Source organism: Desulfobacterales bacterium (genome assembly GCA_029211065.1).
GTDB lineage: Bacteria > Desulfobacterota > Desulfobacteria > Desulfobacterales > JARGFK01 > JARGFK01.
In genome coordinates, this window is record JARGFK010000029.1 from 14969 (window position 1) to 38379 (window position 23411).

26 protein-coding genes are annotated in these 23411 nt (G+C 47.0%); 7 read left to right on the forward strand and 19 right to left on the reverse strand.

Going from position 1 to position 23411, the window contains the following annotated elements; genetic code table 11:
- Window positions 1-30 precede the first annotated feature (30 nt).
- Genes P1P89_08480 through P1P89_08490 form a run of 3 tightly spaced genes read left to right on the forward strand, consistent with a single transcriptional unit; the run spans window position 31 to window position 1526 of the window.
- A complete protein-coding gene (locus tag P1P89_08480; GenBank protein ID MDF1591532.1) occupies window positions 31-735 on the forward strand; it encodes a cytochrome c biogenesis protein CcdA in 705 nt (234 codons plus the stop codon).
- A gap of 11 nt (window positions 736-746) precedes the next feature.
- On the forward strand, window positions 747-1208 hold the full coding sequence (locus P1P89_08485) for a thioredoxin fold domain-containing protein (GenBank protein MDF1591533.1): 462 nt from the start codon (window positions 747-749) through the stop codon (window positions 1206-1208).
- A gap of 15 nt (window positions 1209-1223) precedes the next feature.
- Window positions 1224-1526 carry a hypothetical protein gene (locus tag P1P89_08490; GenBank protein MDF1591534.1) on the forward strand — a complete coding sequence of 101 codons (303 nt, stop codon included), beginning with the start codon at window positions 1224-1226 and terminating at the stop codon, window positions 1524-1526.
- Window positions 1527-1555: 29 nt separating this feature from the next.
- Here the strand turns inward: P1P89_08490 and P1P89_08495 are convergent, their stop codons facing one another.
- Window positions 1556-1807, reverse strand: coding sequence for a hypothetical protein (locus P1P89_08495; GenBank protein ID MDF1591535.1), 252 nt, complete (start codon window positions 1805-1807; stop codon window positions 1556-1558).
- A 541-nt stretch (window positions 1808-2348) separates the two neighbouring features.
- Between P1P89_08495 and P1P89_08500 the strand changes: the two genes are divergently transcribed.
- The 3 genes from P1P89_08500 to P1P89_08510 all read left to right on the forward strand — a co-directional run bounded on the left by P1P89_08500 (window position 2349) and on the right by P1P89_08510 (window position 6459).
- Window positions 2349-3158 carry a ChaN family lipoprotein gene (locus P1P89_08500; protein ID MDF1591536.1) on the forward strand — a complete coding sequence of 270 codons (810 nt, stop codon included), beginning with the start codon at window positions 2349-2351 and terminating at the stop codon, window positions 3156-3158.
- Between the two features lie 474 nt (window positions 3159-3632).
- Entirely contained in the window at window positions 3633-5723 is a 2091-nt protein-coding gene (locus P1P89_08505) for a ribonucleoside triphosphate reductase (protein ID MDF1591537.1), read from the forward strand.
- Between the two features lie 37 nt (window positions 5724-5760).
- Window positions 5761-6459 (forward strand): anaerobic ribonucleoside-triphosphate reductase activating protein, encoded by a 699-nt coding sequence (locus P1P89_08510; protein ID MDF1591538.1) that lies wholly within the window; start codon window positions 5761-5763, stop codon window positions 6457-6459.
- A 45-nt stretch (window positions 6460-6504) separates the two neighbouring features.
- Here P1P89_08510 and P1P89_08515 read toward each other — a convergent pair whose 3' ends face one another.
- From P1P89_08515 to P1P89_08540, 6 genes are all read right to left on the reverse strand, one after another.
- Window positions 6505-6855: a response regulator gene (locus P1P89_08515; protein ID MDF1591539.1), complete on the reverse strand. Its 351-nt coding sequence runs from the start codon at window positions 6853-6855 to the stop codon at window positions 6505-6507.
- Between the two features lie 30 nt (window positions 6856-6885).
- Entirely contained in the window at window positions 6886-7272 is a 387-nt protein-coding gene (locus tag P1P89_08520; GenBank protein ID MDF1591540.1) for a cytochrome c3 family protein, read from the reverse strand.
- 60 nt (window positions 7273-7332) lie between these two features.
- Window positions 7333-8676: a (Fe-S)-binding protein gene (locus P1P89_08525; protein MDF1591541.1), complete on the reverse strand. Its 1344-nt coding sequence runs from the start codon at window positions 8674-8676 to the stop codon at window positions 7333-7335.
- Between the two features lie 34 nt (window positions 8677-8710).
- Window positions 8711-9370: a respiratory nitrate reductase subunit gamma gene (locus tag P1P89_08530; protein ID MDF1591542.1), complete on the reverse strand. Its 660-nt coding sequence runs from the start codon at window positions 9368-9370 to the stop codon at window positions 8711-8713.
- A 15-nt stretch (window positions 9371-9385) separates the two neighbouring features.
- Window positions 9386-10663, reverse strand: a complete 1278-nt coding sequence (locus tag P1P89_08535; protein MDF1591543.1) for a WD40 repeat domain-containing protein — start codon at window positions 10661-10663, stop codon at window positions 9386-9388.
- Between the two features lie 71 nt (window positions 10664-10734).
- Window positions 10735-11466, reverse strand: a complete 732-nt coding sequence (locus P1P89_08540; protein MDF1591544.1) for a helix-turn-helix domain-containing protein — start codon at window positions 11464-11466, stop codon at window positions 10735-10737.
- A gap of 336 nt (window positions 11467-11802) precedes the next feature.
- On the opposite strand from P1P89_08540, the gene P1P89_08545 reads away from it, so the two are divergent.
- Entirely contained in the window at window positions 11803-12297 is a 495-nt protein-coding gene (locus tag P1P89_08545; GenBank protein MDF1591545.1) for a hypothetical protein, read from the forward strand.
- A gap of 117 nt (window positions 12298-12414) precedes the next feature.
- Here the strand turns inward: P1P89_08545 and P1P89_08550 are convergent, their stop codons facing one another.
- The 12 genes from P1P89_08550 to P1P89_08605 all read right to left on the reverse strand — a co-directional run bounded on the left by P1P89_08550 (window position 12415) and on the right by P1P89_08605 (window position 23399).
- Window positions 12415-13908 (reverse strand): ATP-binding protein, encoded by a 1494-nt coding sequence (locus P1P89_08550; protein MDF1591546.1) that lies wholly within the window; start codon window positions 13906-13908, stop codon window positions 12415-12417.
- Window positions 13909-14022: 114 nt separating this feature from the next.
- Window positions 14023-14376 (reverse strand): response regulator, encoded by a 354-nt coding sequence (locus P1P89_08555; protein MDF1591547.1) that lies wholly within the window; start codon window positions 14374-14376, stop codon window positions 14023-14025.
- A gap of 49 nt (window positions 14377-14425) precedes the next feature.
- A complete protein-coding gene (locus tag P1P89_08560; protein MDF1591548.1) occupies window positions 14426-15349 on the reverse strand; it encodes a universal stress protein in 924 nt (307 codons plus the stop codon).
- A gap of 146 nt (window positions 15350-15495) precedes the next feature.
- Complete coding sequence (locus P1P89_08565) at window positions 15496-16884, reverse strand: (Fe-S)-binding protein (protein MDF1591549.1); 1389 nt, start codon at window positions 16882-16884, stop codon at window positions 15496-15498.
- A 35-nt stretch (window positions 16885-16919) separates the two neighbouring features.
- Window positions 16920-17597, reverse strand: coding sequence for a hypothetical protein (locus P1P89_08570; protein MDF1591550.1), 678 nt, complete (start codon window positions 17595-17597; stop codon window positions 16920-16922).
- A 12-nt stretch (window positions 17598-17609) separates the two neighbouring features.
- Complete coding sequence (locus P1P89_08575; protein ID MDF1591551.1) at window positions 17610-17744, reverse strand: hypothetical protein; 135 nt, start codon at window positions 17742-17744, stop codon at window positions 17610-17612.
- A gap of 29 nt (window positions 17745-17773) precedes the next feature.
- A complete protein-coding gene (hybB, locus tag P1P89_08580) occupies window positions 17774-18946 on the reverse strand; it encodes a Ni/Fe-hydrogenase cytochrome b subunit (protein MDF1591552.1) in 1173 nt (390 codons plus the stop codon).
- Entirely contained in the window at window positions 18946-20001 is a 1056-nt protein-coding gene (locus P1P89_08585; GenBank protein ID MDF1591553.1) for a 4Fe-4S dicluster domain-containing protein, read from the reverse strand. The genes hybB and P1P89_08585 overlap by 1 nt, the downstream gene beginning before the upstream one ends.
- Before the next feature lie 35 nt (window positions 20002-20036).
- A complete protein-coding gene (locus P1P89_08590; GenBank protein ID MDF1591554.1) occupies window positions 20037-21641 on the reverse strand; it encodes a cytochrome c3 family protein in 1605 nt (534 codons plus the stop codon).
- Between the two features lie 45 nt (window positions 21642-21686).
- Window positions 21687-22118 carry an Rrf2 family transcriptional regulator gene (locus tag P1P89_08595; protein MDF1591555.1) on the reverse strand — a complete coding sequence of 144 codons (432 nt, stop codon included), beginning with the start codon at window positions 22116-22118 and terminating at the stop codon, window positions 21687-21689.
- Window positions 22119-22382: 264 nt separating this feature from the next.
- A complete protein-coding gene (locus P1P89_08600; GenBank protein ID MDF1591556.1) occupies window positions 22383-22907 on the reverse strand; it encodes a response regulator in 525 nt (174 codons plus the stop codon).
- Between the two features lie 99 nt (window positions 22908-23006).
- Window positions 23007-23399, reverse strand: coding sequence for a response regulator (locus tag P1P89_08605; GenBank protein ID MDF1591557.1), 393 nt, complete (start codon window positions 23397-23399; stop codon window positions 23007-23009).
- Window positions 23400-23411: the final 12 nt, after the last annotated feature.

Consider the following 23411-nt stretch of genomic DNA (forward strand, 5'->3'; position numbering starts at 1 on the left):
ACTGGGGCATTTCAAACAAACCGAGAAAATATGTTTGCTGATACCGTAACCTATCCTGCTGCTTTCATAGCGGGTGTCTTTTCTTTTTTTTCACCCTGTATCCTGCCCCTGATACCGGGATATTTTACGTTTATTACCGGTTACTCCCTGGACGACATGACCGGCGGGGCGATTGCCGGCATTCGCAAAAAGGTTTTTATCTCAACCCTTGCATTTGTCTTTGGGTTTTCAGTCGTTTTTATTTTGCTGGGGGCCTCAGCTTCATTTGTGGGAAGCGTTCTGTTCAGGTACCGTGACGGGATTCGCATCATCGGCGGTATGATCATCGTGATATTCGGCATACATTTAACCGGCTTGGTTCGAATCCCCCTGCTGGATTTTGAAAAGCGAATCCAGTTGGACAGGAAGCCGATCCATTTCCTGGGGACATTTATTGTGGGCATGGCGTTTGGGGCGGGCTGGAGCCCCTGCATCGGGCCGTTACTGGGATCGATTCTGGTCATCGCCGGCGGCAAGGAGACGGTTCAAGAGGGCATGGTGCTGCTGGGCATCTACTCAGCCGGGCTGGCGGTACCCTTTGTAACCATATCCGTTTTTATTCATTTCCTGCTGGTCTTTATCAAAAAAACAGCCTGGGCACTGAAATATTTAAACTGGGCGGCCGGTATTCTGTTAATCGTTTTGGGGCTTTTATTAATGACGAACCGGCTGAACCTGATAGCAGTTTCAATTTAGGAGTAAACACAATGAAACATAAACTTGCGGGATTGATGCTGGCGGTCCTGTTTTTTCTGGGATTATTTTTGACCGGCAGCCCTGCCGCGTCGGGCAATATCAAATGGTACCCCTATGAAACGGGAATGGAACTTGGAAAAAAAGAAAATAAAAAGATATTTCTGCACTTCTGGGCGGAATGGTGCGACTACTGCAAACAAATGGCCAGGGAAACATTTACCGATTCAGCCGTGATTGCCTATTTAAATAAGTACTTTATTTCCATCAAAGTGAATTCCGATAAAGAGCAGGCAATTGCTTCAGGCTATAACGTCCGCGGCCTGCCGGACAACTGGTTTATCGACGAAAAAAACGTGATCATCGGAAATCATCCGGGCTATATCCCGCCGGATAAACTGCTGCCCCAGTTAAGATATATTCACAGCAACAGCTATCAGAAAATGTCGTATAGCAAATTTCTGAATGTGAAATAACCCATATGGTGCTGGATGCTTTTTGTCTCCGATCCCTTTCAAAAAGACATACAGGCGTTTGTGGGGTTGTGGAACGGAGAGGGTCCCGTACGGTTCGATCCTGCCGAAATCGCGCGGGTTTTCGAAATACCTTTAACCCGGCTGGTCGACATTCACCGGCGGCGCAACTTCCACGGTCGTGTCCCGGATATCCGGGAGCTTCGCTACCCTTTTGAGAATGTTGAAATATGGGGTGCGACTGCCAGGATTCTGCACTTTTTTATTGAGCTGCTGTATCCATTGTATCGGCCCCCGCCGAACAGTGGCGTTTCAATTTAGTGGCAATCACTTTAGGAATTGAGTTTGGGCTATTTGGCATACCGGTGAAGGTATCTCTTTAGCAGGCGGATGAGGGTGGATAGGATTACCCCGCTGCCCAAGACGATCAGGAGCACCGGGACCCAGTTATGCGAATTTGTGGCGGGATTTTCACGGGCTACTGAGATTCCGCTGAAACCAAAAAATATGATGATTCCCATACAGACAATGACGATATAACAGGCCGTGTCGGAATCATACCAGGGGACGATAATTTTTCGAAAAAAAGGATTTTGATCCATTCGCATCGCTTGGCCTGTCTTGATGGGGAAATGATTTCCGAGAAAATCAAACTGTTCGGACCGTGTAAAGGTCTCTTGCTGATATATACCAGCAATTATTGCGAAAAATCAAGCCATGAAAAGGACAAAAAACCATTTATAACAGTTGTCAAAATTACGTTCCGATTCAGCCGCCGGACAATTCCGTTTCAATCGGCAAAAACTCGCAAATAAAAGCGCGTAACAATTGAACCCGGCCCAAATGTTAAGACCATTTAACACGAATCGATTTTTGTATAAATTTAGTCAATCAGATAATGTTCAATTGAACGCGCTCTAATTTGCTCAAACAGTTTGCCGACCGAAACAGAACCATCCGGCGTCTGGCGTAAAAGTTATATGAACGTTATTCAAGGGGGACATGTTTTTGACAATGACTCTAAGGTTCAATGTAAATAGATCTTTGCAAAAGGGTGCGTTTTACAAAGGGCTCTTAAACGGAACAGCCGTCCAGGCGCTGTTCCTGAGTTTCATTTTAGCGGGTATATTGTGGGGGTGTGCCGTGTCGACCAAAAAATTGGTCATACAGGATAGTTTAAAAGAATTTGAGACCGGGACAATTGTATCCGCAGAGACTGCTACGCCCATTACCTTTGAGGTCCTGATAGATGAATTAAAAGATGTTCGGGTCATTTATGTGGGAGAAAATCATATTGATCCGGCCCACCATCAAATCCAGTTAGACATCATTCGGGCTTTGGCCCAAGAACGGCCCGATGTGTCCGTGGGTATGGAAATGTTTGACCGTTCCTACCAGCCCATTCTCGACCAGTGGTCCGGCGGGCTATTGCAGCAGGACGAATTTGTTAAAAAGACGCACTGGTACGGCAATTGGCGCTACCCTTATGAACTGTATGCCGATATCCTTGATTTTGTAAAAGCAAAGAACCTGCGGCTTGTGGCGTTGAACCTGCCGTTTCATATTCCACCCAAGATACGCATGGGCGGAATCGACAGCCTGATGGAAGGTGATTCCGCCTATCTGCCCAAAGAGATCGACACGACCCACCCGGCCCACCGGGCCTATCTTGAGGAAGTTTTTAAACAACACCATGGACGGGTGGGGGATAATTTCGAAAGTTTTTATCAGGCGCAGTGCGCCTGGGAAGATGTTATGGCGGAATCGGTCGCCTTACACCTGAAAGGGGAGGTGATAGTTGTCTTGGCGGGAAACGGCCATATCATTCGCAAATTCGGCATTCCCAATCGAGCGTTTAAGCGTTCCGGCACCCCTTTTCGGACTATTTATCTGGCGCCCGCCGGAAGCACGGTGACCCGTGATGTCGCCGACTATATATGGGTAACGCCCTGAAAGGAATTCTAGTTGTATTCACAACGCGTTATCCGAAGCCGTTTTTTTGTAAAAATAATTATCGAATGGTGTTTGGGCCGGTTTACGGGTTTAGAGACAGGTAAAACCAAATCACAATATGTAGAATTTATTTCTTGACAAACAACTATATGTTGGGATAAAAACCATCTTGCCGTCTTAAAGAAGCGTTTCCGCAAGATGATATAATTCTTAAATCTTCAGATTAAAAAAGTTTAATCCAATGAGTCTTTTAAGGCTGCCCGGCAGTCTTAACCTGACGTTTCAGCAGAGGACAATTTTCTCGGCACTATCTGTTTAGACAGGCAGATATGTACAAACAGTTTTCAATGGTATGGATCCGATAATGTCAGCACAGTTGGTTGCGCCGTTTTTTCCATCTTCGGATAGTTGGAATTAGCCGCAGAATGATTCACAACAATTATGGACCAATATAGGCCGGTTGGGGGGATGCACGTGTTTGAAACGATAAAAAAGCGCGACGGGCGGGTTTTGGATTTTGATTCAGCAAAGATTACCAGTGCGATTGCAAAGGCAGGAAAAGCCACTGCCGAATTTGATCAGCGCGAAGCAAGGAAATTGACGCTGCGGGTCCTGACGCTGGCACATGAACTGCGCCTGGGGCAGGTGCCCGAGGTGGAAGAGATTCAGGACATTGTTGAACGGGTGTTGCTGGATTCGCCTTATTATAAATCCGCCAAGGCATACATCCTGTATCGCGAGCAGCACGCCCAGATCCGCAGCATCACCACCAAGGCAAACATCGATCTGGTGGATCACTACATCCAGAAGCTGGACTGGAAAATAAAGGAAAACAGCAACATGTGCTACTCCCTGCAGGGGCTTAACAACTATATTTCTTCGGATGTAACCTCTGAGTACTGGCTCAACAGCATCTATCCCCCCGAGATCAGGAGAGCCCATAAGAGCGGGGATCTTCATATTCATGATCTCAGCCTGCTTTCCGTCTACTGTGTGGGGTGGGATCTGCAGGATCTGCTGAGACAGGGATTCAAGGGGGTCGAAGGCAAGGTGGAAAGTGCGCCGCCGAAGCACCTGCGCTCCGCTCTCGGTCAAATTGTTAATTTTTTCTATACCTTGCAAGGAGAAGCGGCCGGCGCCCAAGCCATTTCCAATTTTGACACGCTTCTGGCGCCCTTTGTTCGTTATGACGGGCTCGATTTTAGCGAGGTAAAACAGGCCATTCAGGAATTTGTTTTTAACATCAATATTCCCACACGGGTGGGCTTTCAAACCCCATTTACCAATATCACCCTCGATCTTTATGTCCCCGACATCCTTGCCCAGCAGCCGGTGGTCATCGGGGGCAAAGAGCGAGCCGAGACCTATGCCGACTTCCAGCCGGAGATGGATCTGATCAACCGGGCGTTTGCCGAGGTCATGATGGAGGGCGATGCCAAGGGCCGGGTGTTTACCTTTCCGATTCCGACCTACAACATTACCAAAGACTTTGACTGGGACAACCCCAATATTGACACGATTTGGAAAATGACAGGCAAGTACGGCATTCCCTACTTTTCAAATTTTGTTAATTCAGACATGTCGCCTGAAGACGCCCGCTCCATGTGCTGCCGGCTGCGGCTGGACAACCGCGAGCTTTTAAAAAGAGGCGGCGGTCTTTTCGGCGCCAACCCGCTGACAGGATCCATCGGCGTGGTTACCATCAATCTGCCCCGCATCGGATTTCTGGCCGAAAATGAGGATGATTTTTTCAGTCGTTTAAAAGACAACGTGCAGCTGGCGATTAAGAGCCTGACGATCAAACGAAAGATTTTGGAAAAATTTACCGATAAAAATCTTTATCCCTATTCCATGTTTTATCTGCGGGAAATCAAGAACCGAAGCGGCCTGTACTGGAAAAACCATTTCTCTACCATCGGGATTATCGGTATGAATGAAGCCAGCTTAAACTTTCTGGGGGAAAATATCGCCAGCCAGGCCGGACAGCAGTTTGCCTTAAAGGTTATGGATTTCATCCGCGCCATCATCACCCAGGTTCAGGAAGAAACCGGCGATATTTTTAACCTGGAGGCAACACCGGCAGAGGGGACTTCTTATCGCCTGGCCATGCTGGACAAAAAAATGTACCCGGGAATGCAGTGCGCCAACGAAAGCGACGCCCAAAAAGGTGCGGCGCCCTACTATACCAATTCGACGCAACTGCCCGTGAACTATACCGACGACATTTTTGAGACCCTCATGCTCCAGGACAACCTCCAGGCAAAATATACCGGCGGCACCGTGTTGCATATTTTCCTGGGTGAAAATGTCAGTGATACCCGTGTCATCAAGAGTCTGATCCGAAAAATTTCGGCCAATTACCGGCTGCCCTATTTTACCCTGACCCCGACTTTCAGTATTTGCCCGTCCCACGGTTATCTGACCGGCGAGCAGGAGGCCTGCCCCAAATGCAGACACGAAACCGAAATTTATTCACGGGTTGTGGGATACCTCCGGCCGGTGAAACAGTGGAATCAAGGCAAACAGGCCGAATATGCCATGAGAAAAACCTTTAAGGTGGCCTAAATTATTTTTTGAAGGCGTCTATTAGGGACATATTTGTATGATTTTCGGCGGTCTGCAGAAAAGCTCGCTCATTGATTATCCCGGCAAAATCAGCTGCGTCTTGTTCACCACGGGATGCAACTTCAGCTGTCCGTACTGCCACAATCCCCAGCTAGCCAGGGGATGTATGGACGATGCGACGACACTTGATGAGCAGACGGTTTATGGTTTTCTTGAAAGACGAAAGGGGTTTTTGGAAGGAGTGGTCATTTCCGGTGGGGAACCGACGCTCCAGAGCGATCTTGCGGCCGTATGTGAAAAGATCAAGCAGATGGGGTATCCGGTCAAACTCGACACCAACGGCAGCCGTCCGCAGGTTATAAAGCGACTGCTGGATGATGCCCTGGTTGACTATATCGCCATGGATATCAAAACAGACCCTTTCAGTTACAACCCCTTGATACAGAAGGACTTCAACCCATCGTCCCTGCTGGAAAGCATCCGCCTGGTAATGTCCGCAACGGTTGAATATGAATTTAAAACCACCTGTATCAAACCGCTGGTCGATGCGACCGTGGTTGAAAATATTTCCCGTCTGATCAGCGGCGCCCCGCTTTACGCCCTGCAGCAGTGTCAACCGGCCGACGTGCTTAGCCCCGAATTTTTCCGGCAACATGACCGCTGCTATAACGAGCGCGAACTCATGTCATTACAATCCATCGCACAACCCTGGGTCGGCGAATGCCGGGTCCGGTAGGGAGAAACGCTTTGATGCCGGCCGAACGGGGCCGAATATCAACCGCTATCCGATCGTACTTTTAACGATGCCCAGCAGTTTGTCCGGATCAAAGGGCTTGGAAAGGTAAGCCACCGCGCTTTTGGCAGCGTGCTGGCCTGCCATACCGCTGATGATGATCACCGGGGTGTCCTTAAAGTCCTTTTCCTTGGTCAGCCTGCGGTAAAATCGACTTCCCCATTCTTCAGGCATTTGCAGGTCGAGGGTGATCAGGTCCGGCTTTTCTTTTTTCAGAACGTCAAGGGCCGCCACCCCGTCGGAAGCGGTGCAGGTTTCGTAGCCGTTGTCGGTAAAAAGCGTTACCAGGTATTTAACGATGATGGGGTCGTCATCAACGACCAAAATTTTCTTTGCCATTATAACCCTCTCTTTTGGATGCGGTATGGACTATTTTTGGTGACAATCACTGCAGAGGATCGGGCCCGCCTTTTTTTCGACATGACACCCTTTACACTGCAGGTGATACACCCTTACCAGCGGCATGGGGCTATTCCCCTTTTCCAGGGTATGACACTCCGAACAACTGGTGCCTTCGGATGTTTCGCCGTCGACCCGTTTGCCGTCCTGGTAGACATGATGGCAGACGCCGCAGTCTTCTATCTGAGCGGTTTCATTGTGTTTGTCGTGAGTAAAAGGAACAGGCGGCCGCATTCGTGATGTAAACGCACTGTCCTTAACAAATTTGACGTCTTCCTGGGAACTGGCTGAGAAAACAGCCATGATGGAAGCCATCACTGTTAAGATTATCGATAGCGTCAGAGTCCGTTTTTTCATTAGGTGCACTCCCTTGTTAAAATCCTTCTAAATAGTGGTCTCATGCTGCGTCAGGCAGGTCTATGCCGCCGGTTTTTCGATTGCTTCGTAAAGAATATCACCCAGAAACTTCAGCTCCATGTCCAGTCCATAATGGTGAATAATATCTTCCAATCCGCCATGGCAGTTATGGCAGGGCGCGATAATGGTTTTAGCGCCCCGGGCTTTGGCTGCAAAAAGCTGCTCGGCCTTTATTCGATTACCTTCCACCCGGGTCATCTTAAAGGGAGGGCCGCAGTTGATGACGCCGCCGCCGGCGCTGCAGCAGTAATTGTGCTCCCGGTTCGGATGCATTTCGATAAACTCGCTGCAGGCCGCCCGGGTAACATAACGGCCCATTTCATGAAGTCCGCGACCCCGGACCGTGTTGCAGGGATCATGAAAGGTAACCGGTTTGTCGTATTTTTTGGCGATCTTCAGTTTACCCTCTTTCAGCATTTCATAATAAAACTGGATGGCATGCACGACCGGAATGGGCGTCGTTTTCCAGCCCAGGGCCCGGTTGCCCACATCGTAAATGGAGCGAAAGGCGTGTCCGCATTCACCCATCACGATTTTTTTGACCTTCAGCCGGAAAGCGGATTCGTAGTGGACCTTTTTCAGCCGGGTCATCATTTCATTGTCGCCGGTGAACATGCACATATCGCTGTTATCCCAACCCGGACGGGACGGCATTGTCCAATCCACGCCGGCTGCATTCATGATAACGGCCGCCTGGTAAATCAGCTGGGCGCGAAACTTCGGTTCCGGGCCGATGACGGAATAGTAGATGTCCGCGCCTTCTTTATCCAGCGGGATCCGCAGGTTCGGTATTTCATCCTGGGCCTCTTCTTCCTGCCACTGGAGACTGTCAATCCACTCGTCATCCTTTACCCACATCTGATTCATGGTGGCGGCGTGGCTGTGGGCGGTATCCTGGATGTACTGCGGGGTTACCCCCAGTTTGTGACAGATCCGGCGCATGACCAGCATTAAGTAGGCCACGTCGATTCCAAAGGGGCAGTACATGGCGCAGCGACGGCACAGGTTGCATTCGGTGGAGGCGATTTCAGAGGCGCGTTTAATAAAGTCCGGTGAAACCTTCCCCCTTTTTTTCAACACTTCCCAAATGGTCTGTTTAACTTTGCCGGCCGGTGAAAACTTTGGATCATTGTCGTGGGAAAGATAAAAATGACAGGCTTCGGAACACAGGCCGCAATGGACGCAGGTGTCCACATAGGTCTTGAAGCGCGCACCGGTTTCACTGCTTAAGACCTTGTTAATGACCTGTTCAATTTTTTCAGGGGTCAGCTTGGCCGCACCCTGTTCGATGCCTTTGTCAAACACTTTGGTTTTGGCTTCAGTTTTAACTGCAGGTTCAACCATAATCGTTACTCCTTATATAGAGAAAAAATCTTTCTTACCAGTCCTTGACATGTCTGACGGCGCCGAATTCAGAACCCATGTAGCCGCGCGTAAACGGGAAGAACAGCATGTGGCTCAGGCGGGTAAAGGGAATGACCGCCAGCATGACTTCACCTGAAAGCATGTGGAGAACCGCCATCCATTGATGTCCGGCCCACTGATGATAAGTCCAGAAACCGGTTACAAACGGGGCCGCAATAATGGATAGGATCACAAAGTCGGAAGCGGACGTCAGAAACCGGACTTCCGGCTGCGTGATGCGCCGAACCGCGAAAAACACACACCCCGCAATCACAATCAGCGTCATAAAGTCGGCTGCGCCGTCAGAGAGAAACCACCAGCTGATGTTCCACGACTCTTTAAAAAGAATGATATGTGCAAACAAAAAAATCGGCACGAAGATGAAGCCGATATGAAACAAAAAGGTGACGATCGTTAAAATCGGGTTTTTCCTGGAGTTGACGCTGGCAAACGGTATGATCCAGTGAAAGATCGACCGCAGGGCAAACTTAGGATTCATGTAAGCATAAACCATCGGGTCTTTTTTCTTTGCCAGCAACGCCATTGAGACCAAGCGGTAAATACTGCCGCCGATAAAAATGATAAAGGCAACCCAGACCAGCGGGCCGCTGACAATATTGCAAATTGCATGCATGGATTCTTCTCCTTATTAGCCGATAATATCCGTAAGCGCTAAAACCTGCCGGTAATATTTTCCTTGATTATCATCGCTGCCGATACCCCGCACCAGCAGTTTGCTTCCATCCGGACTGAAACAGGGGTTCCAAGCCTGGCTGAATTGCGATTTCAGGGCCCGCCCGTCAACCAAAATCTGGTAGCGGCCGTTTTTTTCAACTTTGGCAGCCACATGCTTATTGTCGGGGCTGAAAACCGGCTGCCAGACCATATCAAATCTTTCATTCCAGGCCTTGCCGTCAACCACTACCGCCCAGCGCTCACCTTCTTTACCTATGCAGGCCACGCGGCTGCCGTCCGGGCTGAAAACCGCATCAATAACCAGATCGCCGAATGTCAGGTCCCAGGGGGTTTCATTGACGGCAACGGTCCAGCGCCCGAATTTGGGCGCCACAATGGCAGCGAGGTTCTTTCCGTCCGAACTGTACATGTGCTGCCACAATTGAACAAAGCCCCGATTCCACAGGGGCTTTCCGTCCCGGGCCAGGGTCCATCCCCCCGGTGTTTTTACCGGAGCGGTTACACTGCCGTCGGCCGGGCTGAACATGGGTTTCCAGACGGTGGCGTAGTTCTGATTCCAGCAGGCACCATCCACGGCAATGGTATAGTCATAAAGAGACGTGCGGACTTCTGCGGCAACATGCTTACCATCCTTGCTGAAGGCAAGATCCCAGACATTTACAAAGTTTTTGTCCCAGACTTTTCCGTCAACCGCTACCGAATAACACCCTTCCTGAAATTTATAAATTTCAGCTTCATTGAAAGGAACCGTCTGGACCACGGCTGCCAGCCCCTTGCCGTCCGGACTGACCGTAAGATTGGTCATGGAAAGGAAGCTTTCTTGCCAGGGGGTGTCGTTGGCAGCCGCAAAATATTTTCTCGCTTTCTGGCAAGACACAGCAATGCCGCTGCCGTCGGGTCCGAATTGGGTGTCCCACACATATTCAAACCGGTTTTCCCATGGTTCTCCATCCACAGCGACGGTCCACTCTCCCGTATCGGATACCAAAGCAGTGAGGCGATTGTCCGGTGTAAACTTTGCGTGCCAGATCTTGTCAAAGGTGTTTTCCCAGGGTGTGCCGTTTTCACAGAGGCTGAATTCAGCCGATTCATTCTTGATGATGGCAGCTACCTTTTCGCCATCCGGGCTGACCTGCAGCTCTTCCATGTATTCATAATTTTTTTTCCACTCGCTGATATCGGCAATCACCCGTTTGCCGACTTCCCAGTCCCAGCTGGCTGAATTTGTCATGCGCCCTCCTAAAAATTATCAGAATGCTTGATTTTAGCTTTTATTTTGTTTTTTAACACAGACAATAAACTTTATATTTTAACCGGTTCCGCCAGTAAAAGCCAAGCGCCGCTAGGTTCTTTCAGCGGAAAAACGTCAATATGGGCTTCAATTTTATTCAGTTTAGAATTTTTTAAAAAAATCTGATCGGTCCGTGGTGCCGAATGATCTCCCAAGGCCCTCTTTTTATTGTTGGAAATAACCTTTTCCAGCGAATCAGGATGACATATTTTTTCAATACCCATCCCCACCAGATCTTCCTCCATCACCTCGCATAGTTCTGCCCATTTGTTATTGCCCCCCCAAAAATATAAATCTTTACAGACTGCAGCGGGAAAATCTATTTGGTGGATAAATTGTATTTTGGCAAAATAAGTTTCTTGATAAAATTCGCAGGCATTGCATACTCCGCCGCACGCCAGGGCACTGCTGGCTTTACCGATGAAACAGACATCCAGCCGATTGTTAAAAACCGTACAATTTTCGCAGTTGCAGTTTGTTTTTTCCCCCTGAAAATATTGCCAGCAATATTGATGGGATCTAAAAAACGGTCCTTTTAGGTTCTTGCCCCCAAGCGCTTCAGGGATTTTCTGGCCGGTTGATTTCATAAAAAAGATCAATTCTTCAAAACGGATTGCATATTTTTTCCCAACGCGCAAAGCAGAGAGTTTGCCGGATCGTATCCATAAACCGACCGTGTTGCGGTTCACGCCGCATATATTGGCGACCTGGGCCACCGAGAATGTTTTACTTGAAAAATCCATTTGGTTTAACCTTGATCAGTTATTTGCATAAACATATTATGCTTAGCAAAATAAATCATAGACAGTTTTTGCAAAAATAATATTGGCATAATTAGCAAATAGAATTTATAAGTCAAGCAGAATTATTTATTTAATTTCGATTTCCGGCACTGACGGAAAAATCAAGTGTAGTTCACAACTTATTGAAAAAATATTGTCTAAAGATCATTTTCGTGGTACCTGAAAATGCGATCGATTGAATCGATCCGGTGCCAATTTTCCACCCCTCCAAAAGGGCTGGAGTTTAAACTTGCTGGCTGATGCTTTGATTGACCAGAAAAAAAGGAGGTATGGTAAGTGGTTAAATATAAATTATATGTACCGGTTGCGGTGGCTGTATTTTTGGGAATTATTTTGCAGGTAATATTGATCCTGGCTGATTGTACACCGACACCGGGCAGGGCAGCGGTTGAATTTGCCAAGGCATTTTACCGGATCGACCCCGCGATGTCGTCTCTCCTTTGTAGTAAAAATTTGGAAATGGATGAGGGCAGTGTGGTAGAAAAATATATCCAGAGTGTGACCCAAGAGGCCAGGGATCGCGGGTTCGGCTTAAATAACATGAAATATATGCTTTACCACATTGAAACCCATACCCGTCGAATTGACGATACCACTGCTGAGGTTAAACTAACTGCCACAAGAAAGGTTTCCATAAACCCGATTTACGCACTGGTTGCAAAATTTTTTCTGATCGGGGAAACTTATAAAGTTGACGAGCTCATCCTCGTGGTAAAGGAAGACGGCCTGTGGAAAGTCTGTGATGGTCTTTTTCCCTCTTCTGAAATATAAGGGGGTGATAGTTGTGAGAGAAGGAGGTCCGGCTGGTTGGGGATCAAATTTAGCTTTGAATCACTCGAATCTTTGCAACTTAAGCAGATGTTTATTCCTGCTTTTCAGTTGCGAACGTTATTCCTGGCTCTTCTTTTCTTTAACTGATTCGGGCAACTCCTTGAATAGTATTATCCTAAATTGTGACCCCTTTCCTGGTTCTGAAGCTACTTCAATTGAACCACCATGTTGCTCGATAATCTGGTTGGCGACGAAAAGCCCCAGCCCGGTGCCTCTGTTCCCTTTTGAAGAAAAGAAAAGGGTGAACAGATTCTCCCGTGTCTGCCTGTCCATGCCAATGCCATTGTCTAGTGTTTCAAAAATAACATGATCTTCGTTCTCATTTACCCTGAAGATCACCTGGTGCGTTTTTTTATCAGACCTGTCATCTACGCAGGCATCTATAGCATTTTCAAGGATATTTACAATCGCTGAACTAACCGTGCCGGGGTCAATTTCTATCGGTGACTCAGTGCAATTTAAGTCATAAACAAACTCGATGTTGTGTTTTTTAGCTTTCGGTTTGCTGATCGTAGCTATCTGATTTGAAAAGTCCTTGACATTGACCCGGGTCCAGTTCAAATCCCTGTCCTTAGTATAATAGAGGATATCAAGCACCATGGTCTTGATACGGTGGACCATGTTCTTGACAACTTCCAAGGCGTCATCAATTTTTTGTTTGTTTCCGTTTTTAAGGCCTTTTTCGAGACTATAAATGCCTCCGTCAAGGGCTGTTAATACGCCCCGTATTCCGTGAGACATGGATCCAACCAAAAGGCCAAGGGATGTTAAATGGCTTTGCAGCTTCCGGATTTGAGTGATGTTGGTCGACATTTCCATGACCTCGGTAATTTTGCCGGTTTCATCCCGCAAAGGGGCGGTCCAGGTCAACACATTATATTGCTCTCCATGTTGCGAGGTAACCACCTCTTCTGTTTGGTGGGGGACCCCATCTTCAAAGGTGGCTTCCACCGGGCAATCACGGCAGGGCTCATCCCTGTGCTTGTAAATTTTATAGCAGAAGAATCCGACATGATCACCAAAATCATTTTTAAACCGCTTGTTAGCGCCCGTCAGCCTGAAATTGACATCTTGTATAGAAATATAACACGGCACTTCATCGAAGAGTTGTTGAAATAATGCATTGTTTTTTCTGGCTATTTCGAGCTCCATTTTATATTTTACATTATTAAACCATATTTTTCGCTTCTCATATGCCCTTTGAAGGGCGATCTTGAGGGCTTCGCTGTTAATCGGTTTAGTTAGATAATCCGATGCCCCTAACCGCAGGCATTCTAAAGCCGAGTCTAAATCACCTTCCGCAACCATCATTATCATTTGAATTGCGGGAAAGCTTTGTTTTGTTTCTAACAGAAGTTCAGTGCCTGTAATATCTGCTAAATCGATTCCGGATAAGACAATGGCGGGTAAATGTTTTGAGATTGCAGACAGGGCCGTTTGACCGGTTTCCGGTTGAATGACATCATAACCGTATCTGGCCAAATGTTTTCCCAAAGCATGGCACAGTTCTTTATCCTTGTCCAAAATCAATACGGAATTGTCTGTTGCCATTTGTATTAAACTTTATAATGTAATTTATTGGTAACATTCACATAATAATCTTCAATACCGCTTAAACATTATTTAACCAATGAAGGAAGCCCAGATTAAAGATCATATACATCTTCAGCCGATGGCCTCTTTTACAATTTTCAGCAACTGGTCGCGGTCGAACGGTTTGTGGATGCTGGCTATCGCCTTTTGGATGGCATATTTGCTACCGGTCAAACCGCTGATCACTATTACGGGAATATTCTTAAATTCTTCCTCTTTGGTAAGCTTGCGGTAAAATCTGGGCCCCCACTCCTCCGGCATTTCCAGATCAAGCGTTATCAGATCCGGTTTTTCTTTTTTAACAACTGTCATTGCTTCAGAACCATCTGCGGCTACACACGTTTCATAGCCGTTGTCGGTAAAAATATCTTCGAGGTAGGTAACGATATTGGGATCATCATCGACAATTAAAATTTTTTTTGCCATCTTAACGCCCTCCTTACCATCAAGTAAAATACATTTCAGCGCGGATTGCCTATAAGTCTATAACTTTATCAGGACGGTTCACACTTGCTACCGGACAAGTCGCCCGCAAGACAACCTGCTCTAATGTGCTTCCGAGCAGGGCCTTTTCAGGGCTCGGCTCCCTGGTGTGGTGGGCCATGACAATAAGATCGGCAGATCTTTCACGGGTATACTTAACGATCTCCACGTAGGGTATTCCTTCCCATACATCGATCTCATAATCATCAAACCCTTTCATCCTGGGCACATACATTTTTCTTATTTTTTCTCGCGCTATCCGCAAATTGTCTTCAATTTCATACTGTTCTAATAACTTACCGGCATGCACGCCGCTAATGTCACAGGCGTGGAACAGATGCAACTTACATCCAAGCGTTTTAGCCACCTTATATGCAAACATAAAAGCCGAATCCGCAGCCCTTGAAAAATCGGTTCCAAATACAATATCGGAAAAACCGCCCCAGAATGACGCCGCCGGCCGGCCAATGACAAGAACGGGACAGCGGGCGGCCTTGGTTACAGTTTGCAGGGTGCTGCCCGCAATGTTTCGGTAGGTATAGGTGCCTTCATTTTCTTCCCTGGTGGTGGAGCCCATGACGATAAGATCCGCGTCTTCCTTGCGCGCGGCTCTTAAGATTTCGGTGTGTGGAATTCCGGTCAGCGCTTCTATTGTACAGTTTTCATGCATTTTAAGCTGTTTGGCATAGGTGTTTTTGATCTCCTCCTTTACCCATTCGAGATAATCATCATTATATGATACGGTTTCGCCGGTTCTCACATCTTTTACAAACTGGCTGAATCCCCTTGAGGGGATCCCCAGAACATGAAAAACTGTGAGTTCAGAACCGTATCGCTTGGCCATGTCAAAAGCCACTCGGGCGGCATGGTCACAGGAAGGGGAAGCAGTTGTTGCAAACAGAATTTTTTTAAACATACGTCACCTGTAAATGAATAGTGATATGTAGTCCATCGATATGTAAATTCGATCACGAATTTACTCACTCAGGACTAAGTGCTGAGTGAAAAATTACATTGAATTGATCATGCAAAATACGTTATAGTAATTTCGAATCGAAGCACTTAGCCTTCATCCCTTGGTTTAAGATGTTCGGGCACCTCCACCATTTTAATGAGAATGGGTTTTAAAAAGGACCACTTAATTCCCATATGATAGATCTCTTCCATATCCCGGATGGCATCCCAGCAGTTGTGACAAGGAGCAATAACCAACTTCGCCCCGGTTGCAAGAATCTGGTCCCTTTTAACTTTCATGCCGATGTTCCGCGCTTCACGGTATCGACCGATTCCATTAAGCCCGCCCCCGCCGCCGCAACAGAAGTTATGCTCCCGGTTGGGCGTCATTTCCCTAAAGTCTTCTGCAATATAGCTCATGATTTCCCTGGGAATATCGGCAAGTCCGGCATTGCGTATATAGTTACATGAATCCTGGTAGGTAACAGGCTCTTTTATTTTCTTAGAGGGATCGATTTTCAATTTGCCGGTTCGCAACGCTTCCGCGACCCATTCCACATAATGAAAGCTTTCAACCGGGGGTTGTCCTGATTTAAGCCCCGCCCAATAAGGGCCTTCAATGACAGTGGCCCGGTAGGCGTGGCCGCATTCCGTTACGACCATCCGTTTCGGTTTTAACCTGTCCATGGCTGCGTACACATTCTCGACCTGCATTTTACATGCCGCCCAGTCGCCCGCGAACATGGCGAGACTGGTCTCTTCCCAGCCCTCGCTGGGAACGGTCCAGTTTTCCCCGGCCAGATGGAACAGAACAGCCGCTTCAGCAATATCCTGGGGGTAATGCTTCGGCTCCCGGGCATTTACCGTATACAGGATATCCGCATTCTCTTTGTCGACGGGTATCTTCAGGCCGGGGTATTCTTCTTCCCATTCTTCCGCCATCCATTCGCAAGTATCAAGCCAGTCTTCTGTGGTAACATCCATCTGGGCTTTATAGATCCGGTGCATCCCCGTTCCGATCTTCATTTCCCATGGAGTAAATCCCTGGGAAAAGAGAAGGCCGCGAAGATAACCAAACATGACCCCCATGTCGATGCCGAATGGGCAATAGACTCCGCAGCGGGTGCAGCAGGAGCACTTCGAGAATGCCGTGTCCATGCACACCTGCATGAAAGTATTGTCCACTTTGCCTTTGCGCTTTACCAATTCGCCCAGGGTCGACTGAATCTTGTATGACGGCACCTGCCTGGGATCTCTGTTGTTGGCAGTATAATAAAAACAGCTTTCCGCACACATACCGCAGTGGGCGCATATCTCCAGCCACGTTTTTAATCGCGACTTAAGCGACTTTTGAATCGTTACCCACAATGCATCGCTATCGACATCAAGCTGTTTCATCTCTTTATAATACTGGGCGCCGCCGGCATCAGCCAAAAGCGCATCGAGCTGTTCCTTGGTGTCCACCATTTTCTTATTGCAGAGTATTCCTTCCGGCATAATGATTCATTCCCCAAGTTTTTATTGTTAAAAAATTACCAGGCAAACCCTTTGCCCTTCATCCCGCCCCGTTTGATGCCGTAGTCCATTCCCAGCTGACCTCTTGACATAAAGAATAAAACAAAATGAGACAATTTTGTGAAGGGGATGGCAATCAACATGATTTCACCGCAGATGATGTGCAAAATCGTCCAGAGCTTATAATCGGACGCCATATGATGCGCAATGAATCCGGTAACAAAGGGTGCAACCGCTATAATGATGACTGCAAAATCATAAACAGTCGTAAGAATCCTGACTTCGGGCAGCGCGATTCTTCTTAGGATAATAAAAATTGAGGCAACAATCAAGGCAATTGTCAGTAGATCAGCTGCCGATTCCGGGATTGTCCAGAAGCTGAACCCCCATCTTTCCTTGAGAATAATGTTATGCGCTGTTAGAAAGATTGGCGTAATCAGCAAACCGGTGTGGAAAACAAGGAAAAGAGCCGTGAAGAATGGATTTTTTCTCCAGCTGCGGGTGCCGAATGGAAGCAGCCAGAAGACAACGGATCTCACCGCCCCCTTCATCCCGTATGAAAAGTGAGCGGTGTAGGCAACTCTGTCGGCCTGCCAGTTGAGACCTTTAACATAACGTATGATGCGAACGATGCAGCCGATAATGAAAATTGCAAATGACAGCCATAGCAGGGGGCCGGTTACGAACTGATACATTTCAGTCTCCTTTTACTCGTCTTGATCCCTTTCAACCAGAAAGTTCCAGAACCCTAACATTCCCAAAAGGATAACCACAATCAATACATAGGTGACACCTTCCGTGTGTGTCATGAACTCCTGAAGTGTATAAAAAGATCCGTCCATTGCTGATAGCTCCTAGTAAAAAATATCAATCAATGCTCATCTTCATAATCAGGGTGCTTATAAAAGATTGGCATTTGGGTTACGATAAACTTAAAGGCAATCAGGCCCAGTGTGACGATAAAAATTGAAATGCCGATTTCCATCCAGTGCGGAAAATATCTCTCGTCGCTTGGCAGATGATAATTAAACGCCACCAGACATATATTGAACCGGTTGACGATAATACCCAGAACGGTCCAGGCTGAAGTCCACTTGATCAATGTCAGGTTCTTGTCCCGTACGCCGACGGCATAAAGGAAACAGGGGAGGGTGACAAAACCAAGAAGCTCCACAAGAAACCAGAGTCCATATGGGGTCGCAAGCAGCTGCCAGTGATTGCCCGTCGAGATTCCGATTACTTTGATCGCGAAATAGCCTGCTAAAATCCATGCGGCCGCCTTTCCGAATCCAAAAGGAATCAGGCTTTCTGCTTTAAGGTGATCTTCATCCATTTTAGCGGAGAAAAATTTATGCGAAAGCGTACTTTCAAAAATGACCATGGACAATCCGGCAATCATGCTTGTTACGAAAAAGTAAATGGGCAGATAAGACGAGTACCAGAGGGGGTGCAGTTTTGACGGCGCAATCAGAAAAAGGGCGCCAAGTGATGATTGGTGCAGGGTGGAAAGGATGACGCCAAATATGGTAAGCACCAGGGTAAGTTTGTGGATCAGGTTTCTCAGCTTGCTCAATCCCAGCCATTCAAGTGCGGCAGGCGAGAACTCCAGAAAAAGAACGGTAAGATAAAGCGCGACGCAGGCAGCCACTTCAAAAAGGAGGGATGTGGTGCCCTGCTGAATGATAAAGGGATAAGGCAGCCGCCAGGGTCTGCCCACATCATAATGGAGCGCAAGGACGACCAGCGCGTATCCTAAAAAGCCGGTAAGGATGGCGGGCCTTACTGCGGAATGGTATTTTTTCATTCCGAACAGATAGACTGCCGCCGACGTAACATAGCCGCCGGCTGCAAGGGCAACGCCAACGAGCAGATCAAAACCTATCCATATCCCCCAGGGATTATAATCCGACAAGTTGGTTACCGCAGCCAAACCTCCGGCAAACCGAATGCCCGTCAAAATTAAGCCAATGATGACGATAATGCCAGCAATCGCATTAAAGGGGGTAAAATACGATTTTGCGGCAGTTGTGGTTTCGTCTGACATCAGGACCCCTCCTCTTTTTGTACCTTTTGAACTTCAGCAAGCGCCTTTTTCACTTCTTTTTGTATGGCGACCTCTTTTTCTTTTTGGGCTTTTGTCAAGGCTTCGGAAAGTTTTAACTGCGCCGCCGCATCGGCCTTTTGCAGGGCATGGAAAACGGCCTGTTCTTTTTCTTTTTGGGCGATTTGCTCCTTGCGCTTGGTCATGGCATAAACTCCGGTCAGGAGTACCGGCCAAAGGCCGACGACAATTGGAACAGCGCCTAGAACGCCGGCGGTCAGTTCAGGAGCAGGAACGGTTCCGAGATCTTCGCGCATTCCTATTTCTTTGTACGGGGCGCCTGAAAGATAAAGCCAGTTCGTCCCGCCCATCTCGTGTTCCCCATAAATATGATCCACATAACGGTCCGGAAACTTTTTGATGCGTTCCCGGGCGATATTGATTAAATCTTTGCGTTTGCCGAATGTGAGGGACTCTGTTGGACAGGCTTCCACACAACCGGGAAGCTTGCCCTCAATGACCCGGGGATGGCACATGGTACACTTTCTGATCCGGGGGGTAAGGGGTTCATCGTATTCATAAGCTGGTATTTCAAAGGGACAGGCAATCATGCAATAGCGGCAGCCGACGCACACGGAAGCATCATAAACAACCGCTCCTTCTTTCGTTTTGGTAAACGCCCTTACAAAACATGCTGATGCACAGGCAGGCTCCAGGCAGTGATTGCACTGTATCTTGCGAAATATGGGGCTTTTTTTACTATGGGTATTTTCATAACGGTTAACTACCGTATAGGCCTTACTGCTTGTTCTCCTTTTTTTGGCAAGAACTGAAAGATCATCAAAGGGCTGGCTCGGCGGTGGCAATTCATTGACTTTGTTGCAGCCTGCTTCACAGTTTCGACACCCGATGCACAATACGTTGTCAAAGAGAACGCCAACGCTATCAGGATAGCCTTTAAATTGCTTGTTTGCAGCAGCATGGGCCGACTTTCCAAAAGTGGCGCCCAGCCCTGCCGCACTCATCCAGCCAATAAATTTTCTGCGTGATATGGACATACAAGACTCCTCACAGAGATTCTAACAGGCTATTTTCAGACCCTTTTTAGCTTATGACAATCGGTACACCCGGTCGACGTTGGTTTTACAAGTTTCAGCACCTGGTGGCATCCCATGCACTGCTGGTGAAAAGCTCCCATGAGTCCGGGTCTGAAAGCGTTGCTTTCATCAAACGGTTTGCCGTGGCAGCTTCCGCAGTTAGGCGGCTTCTTGGCAACCGGGCTGTTATGGTGACAGCCCTGGCAGATCGTTCCCTGATCGCTATGATAATAGCCTGCCAGCTTACTATCCTTGATGTTATTTAAGAGCGTATGGATAATCTTGCGATGGGGAAGTTCAACCGCCTCGTATTTTTCAGAAAGCGCTTTGATAACAACTTTTTCCGGAATATCTTCAGCATTATATGTTAAGACTTTGGTCTTTCTTGAATTGAGCAGCATCTCTGCAATCTGGCGTTCATCCTGCGCGATATTTTTTGAAACACCGCTTAACGGATTCATATGACACAACTGGCAGGTGGTTGACTCCGGCCGGCGGTCTTTTGCTAAAAACGCATGGCAGGCCGCACATTCCGGTTTGCGCTGATTTGTTTCATGGCAACCGAGACAGCTTTGTTCTTTAGCCTTCAGATGCATGGCACTTTCAAGCTTAATAAATTTCCCCTCTTTTGCGCCCTCCGAGGTATGGCATTGGACACAGGATTGCAAACTTTCGTGATGACACACAATACACGTGTTGTTATAAGTTTCATGGGCTTTGTGGTTGAAAGGTGCGGGATTCATTCTGAAAGACGGGCCTTCCTTGTTTGGGCCTGGAGTTTTTACCCGGATTAGGACAAAATCAGGCTGTTTTCGCTCCATTCTGGGGACGACTTCAATCTTTTCAATTTTCTTTTGCATTTCATGGTCGTGACAGCCCATGCATTTAACAGGACCTGATTCTATTTTTACGGCCACTTTTTTTCGGTGGCAATCGATGCAGGCATCATGGGATGCCAGTTTCATGGATGAACGATTCTCTTCGGTTGTTTTTTTGTGGCAATAGCGACAGGACCCCTCCTTTTCTTTGGCGTAAAACAGCTTCTTTGTCTTTTCATTATATTCGTGGTGACACAGTGCACAGTCGCCTTTATTGGTCCTTTGGTCTTTATTCGCTTCGGCATGACGGTAATGGAGCGAGTGATCAAAGGAGATGGGCTGCCTAGAAGATATTAACAGGTTTTTTTTAGGATGACATTCGCCGCAAGTTTCAATCGGCCCTGCTTTTTTGCCCGTCGCAGATGTTTCTTTATGGCACCCGATACAATTGGTATGATAAATATCCATTACTGCTTGTTTGTCAGTATCTTTCAGCCGCTTAAATTTAGGAACCAGTCGATTGTTTTCCATCTGGTGGCATGCCTGGCAGTCTTTATTCTGCTTTTCAATGGCGTCAGTATGTTTATCATGAAGAAATACAACTTCCGGCCTTTCAAGGCGTCCAAACACCCTCATGGAATCAATTGGAATGATATCGGCCCGTATTTCTTCAGAACCTTCAAGCAGTTTCTGAACTCCCTGGGCTCCGAGACCGGTAATAGAGAATAGAGCAACGGCGACCAAGATTCCAACCTGTCGTAGCAGCGGTCTTGCAGTTTTCATATTTTATCCCTATTAATCGTCAAATATTCTCATGAAGCAAATATGTTATGAGCTATTATTGGCATCATTGTCGAGCAGGTCTTGTATGGTGGTCGTATCATAGATATTAAAAATTGCAGCATTGACTTTGTGCCACATGGAAGCAAAGGCGCAGTTGCCGACCAAGGGGCACTTTGATATCGACACACAGGAAATACAATCGGAAGGCGTCAAATGGCGCGTCATAAATCTGAATATGTCTCCAACAGTAATTTCTTTCGGAGACCCGACCAAATAATACCCGCCATAAAACCCGCGCTTAGACCTTACAAGCCCACTCCCTTTCAACTGGCCAAGGATAACCTCTAAAAATCGTAACGGAATTGCCTGTGCCCGGCTAATTTCTAAAATTTTTTTTGGGCCTTTGCCAATGCATTTGGATAGCTCATAAATTGCCCGCAAGGCATATTGATTCCTTTTTTGCGTCCAGTAATACATGGCAAATCTTTCTTGACTTATATAGTCGAAAAACTTCCCGATCTTATTAGTCAAGAAAGTAGTCGAAAGTCAAACTTTTTTTTCAAAACAACAAAATATTTTATTAAAGATAAAAAATGTAATGTTTTCTTTCGGTTGCGATAAGATCAAAATTCACGGCATAAAAAAACCGGCCCATTACAAACGAATGTACCGGCTATAATAAAAATTTCGTTGCCGCGGCCTTACTTAAATCGCCGCCGATACTGAATAACAGTAACGATATTATGTGTTCAATATTGCGCGAATCCGTTTAAGGGTAGCGGAATCGGTTTCATTTAATAACTTCATGATTGATCTGCGTTCGGAATCCATGGCATCGTCGGTTGCCTGACCAGTATCCACTTCAACATCTAGGATCTTACAAATTGTTTTGATCAGATTGGCCGGTGAAATCGGTTTTTCCATTGTAATTCTGGGGCGCAATCCGGATGTCATGGCATTGAATCCTTTTATTTCTTCACTTCCGAGTTCGTCGTGAGCATGTGCGGTGATAACAATTACCGGCAATTTAGCCCATCTTTCGATTGTCCGCAGTTTACGGATGACCTTGACACCCGATAGCCTGGGCATAACCATATCAAGAGTCATTAAATCCGGCGTATATGCGTCTATCTTTTCAAGCGCGTCAACACCATCGACTGCTGTTTCAACGTTAAAGCCAGCGTCTTCTAAACAGGCAGCCAGAAAACTTCGAACATCCGGCTCATCTTCCACCACCAGAATTCTTTTTTCAGATGCGTGTGCCATTTTTCCTCTCCTTTACTGTAGAAATTACCTCATATAAAAAATGGAAACTTAATGTTGAAACCAACCTTGGAAATAGGGACTGCGGTCCATATTTACAGACTAATTGATCTTAACCGACAAAAGCGCAGCGACCTTCTGTAACAGCTTTTCAGGGTCAACGGGTTTATTCACAAACCCCTCCGGGCCGGTAATCCCATTGAGTTTCTCAAGGAAACTGCTCATGGAATCGTCAGCGGCGGTTATGATGATTACCGGGGTGTTTTTTAATGTAATATCTATTTTATATTGACAATATGTTCGAACTCCGGATTGAACCGGCATGGTTATGTCCAGCGTGATCAGGTCTGGTTTTTCCGATTTGGCTATCTCAAAGCCCTGTTCGCCGTTAAAAGCGGTTATCGTATCATAGCCGCCGTCCTGGAAAAGCGCTTCAAAATAGGTCACAATATCCAATTCGTCATCCACAATCAGGATTTTTTTATTTTTACTCATAAATTCTTATGT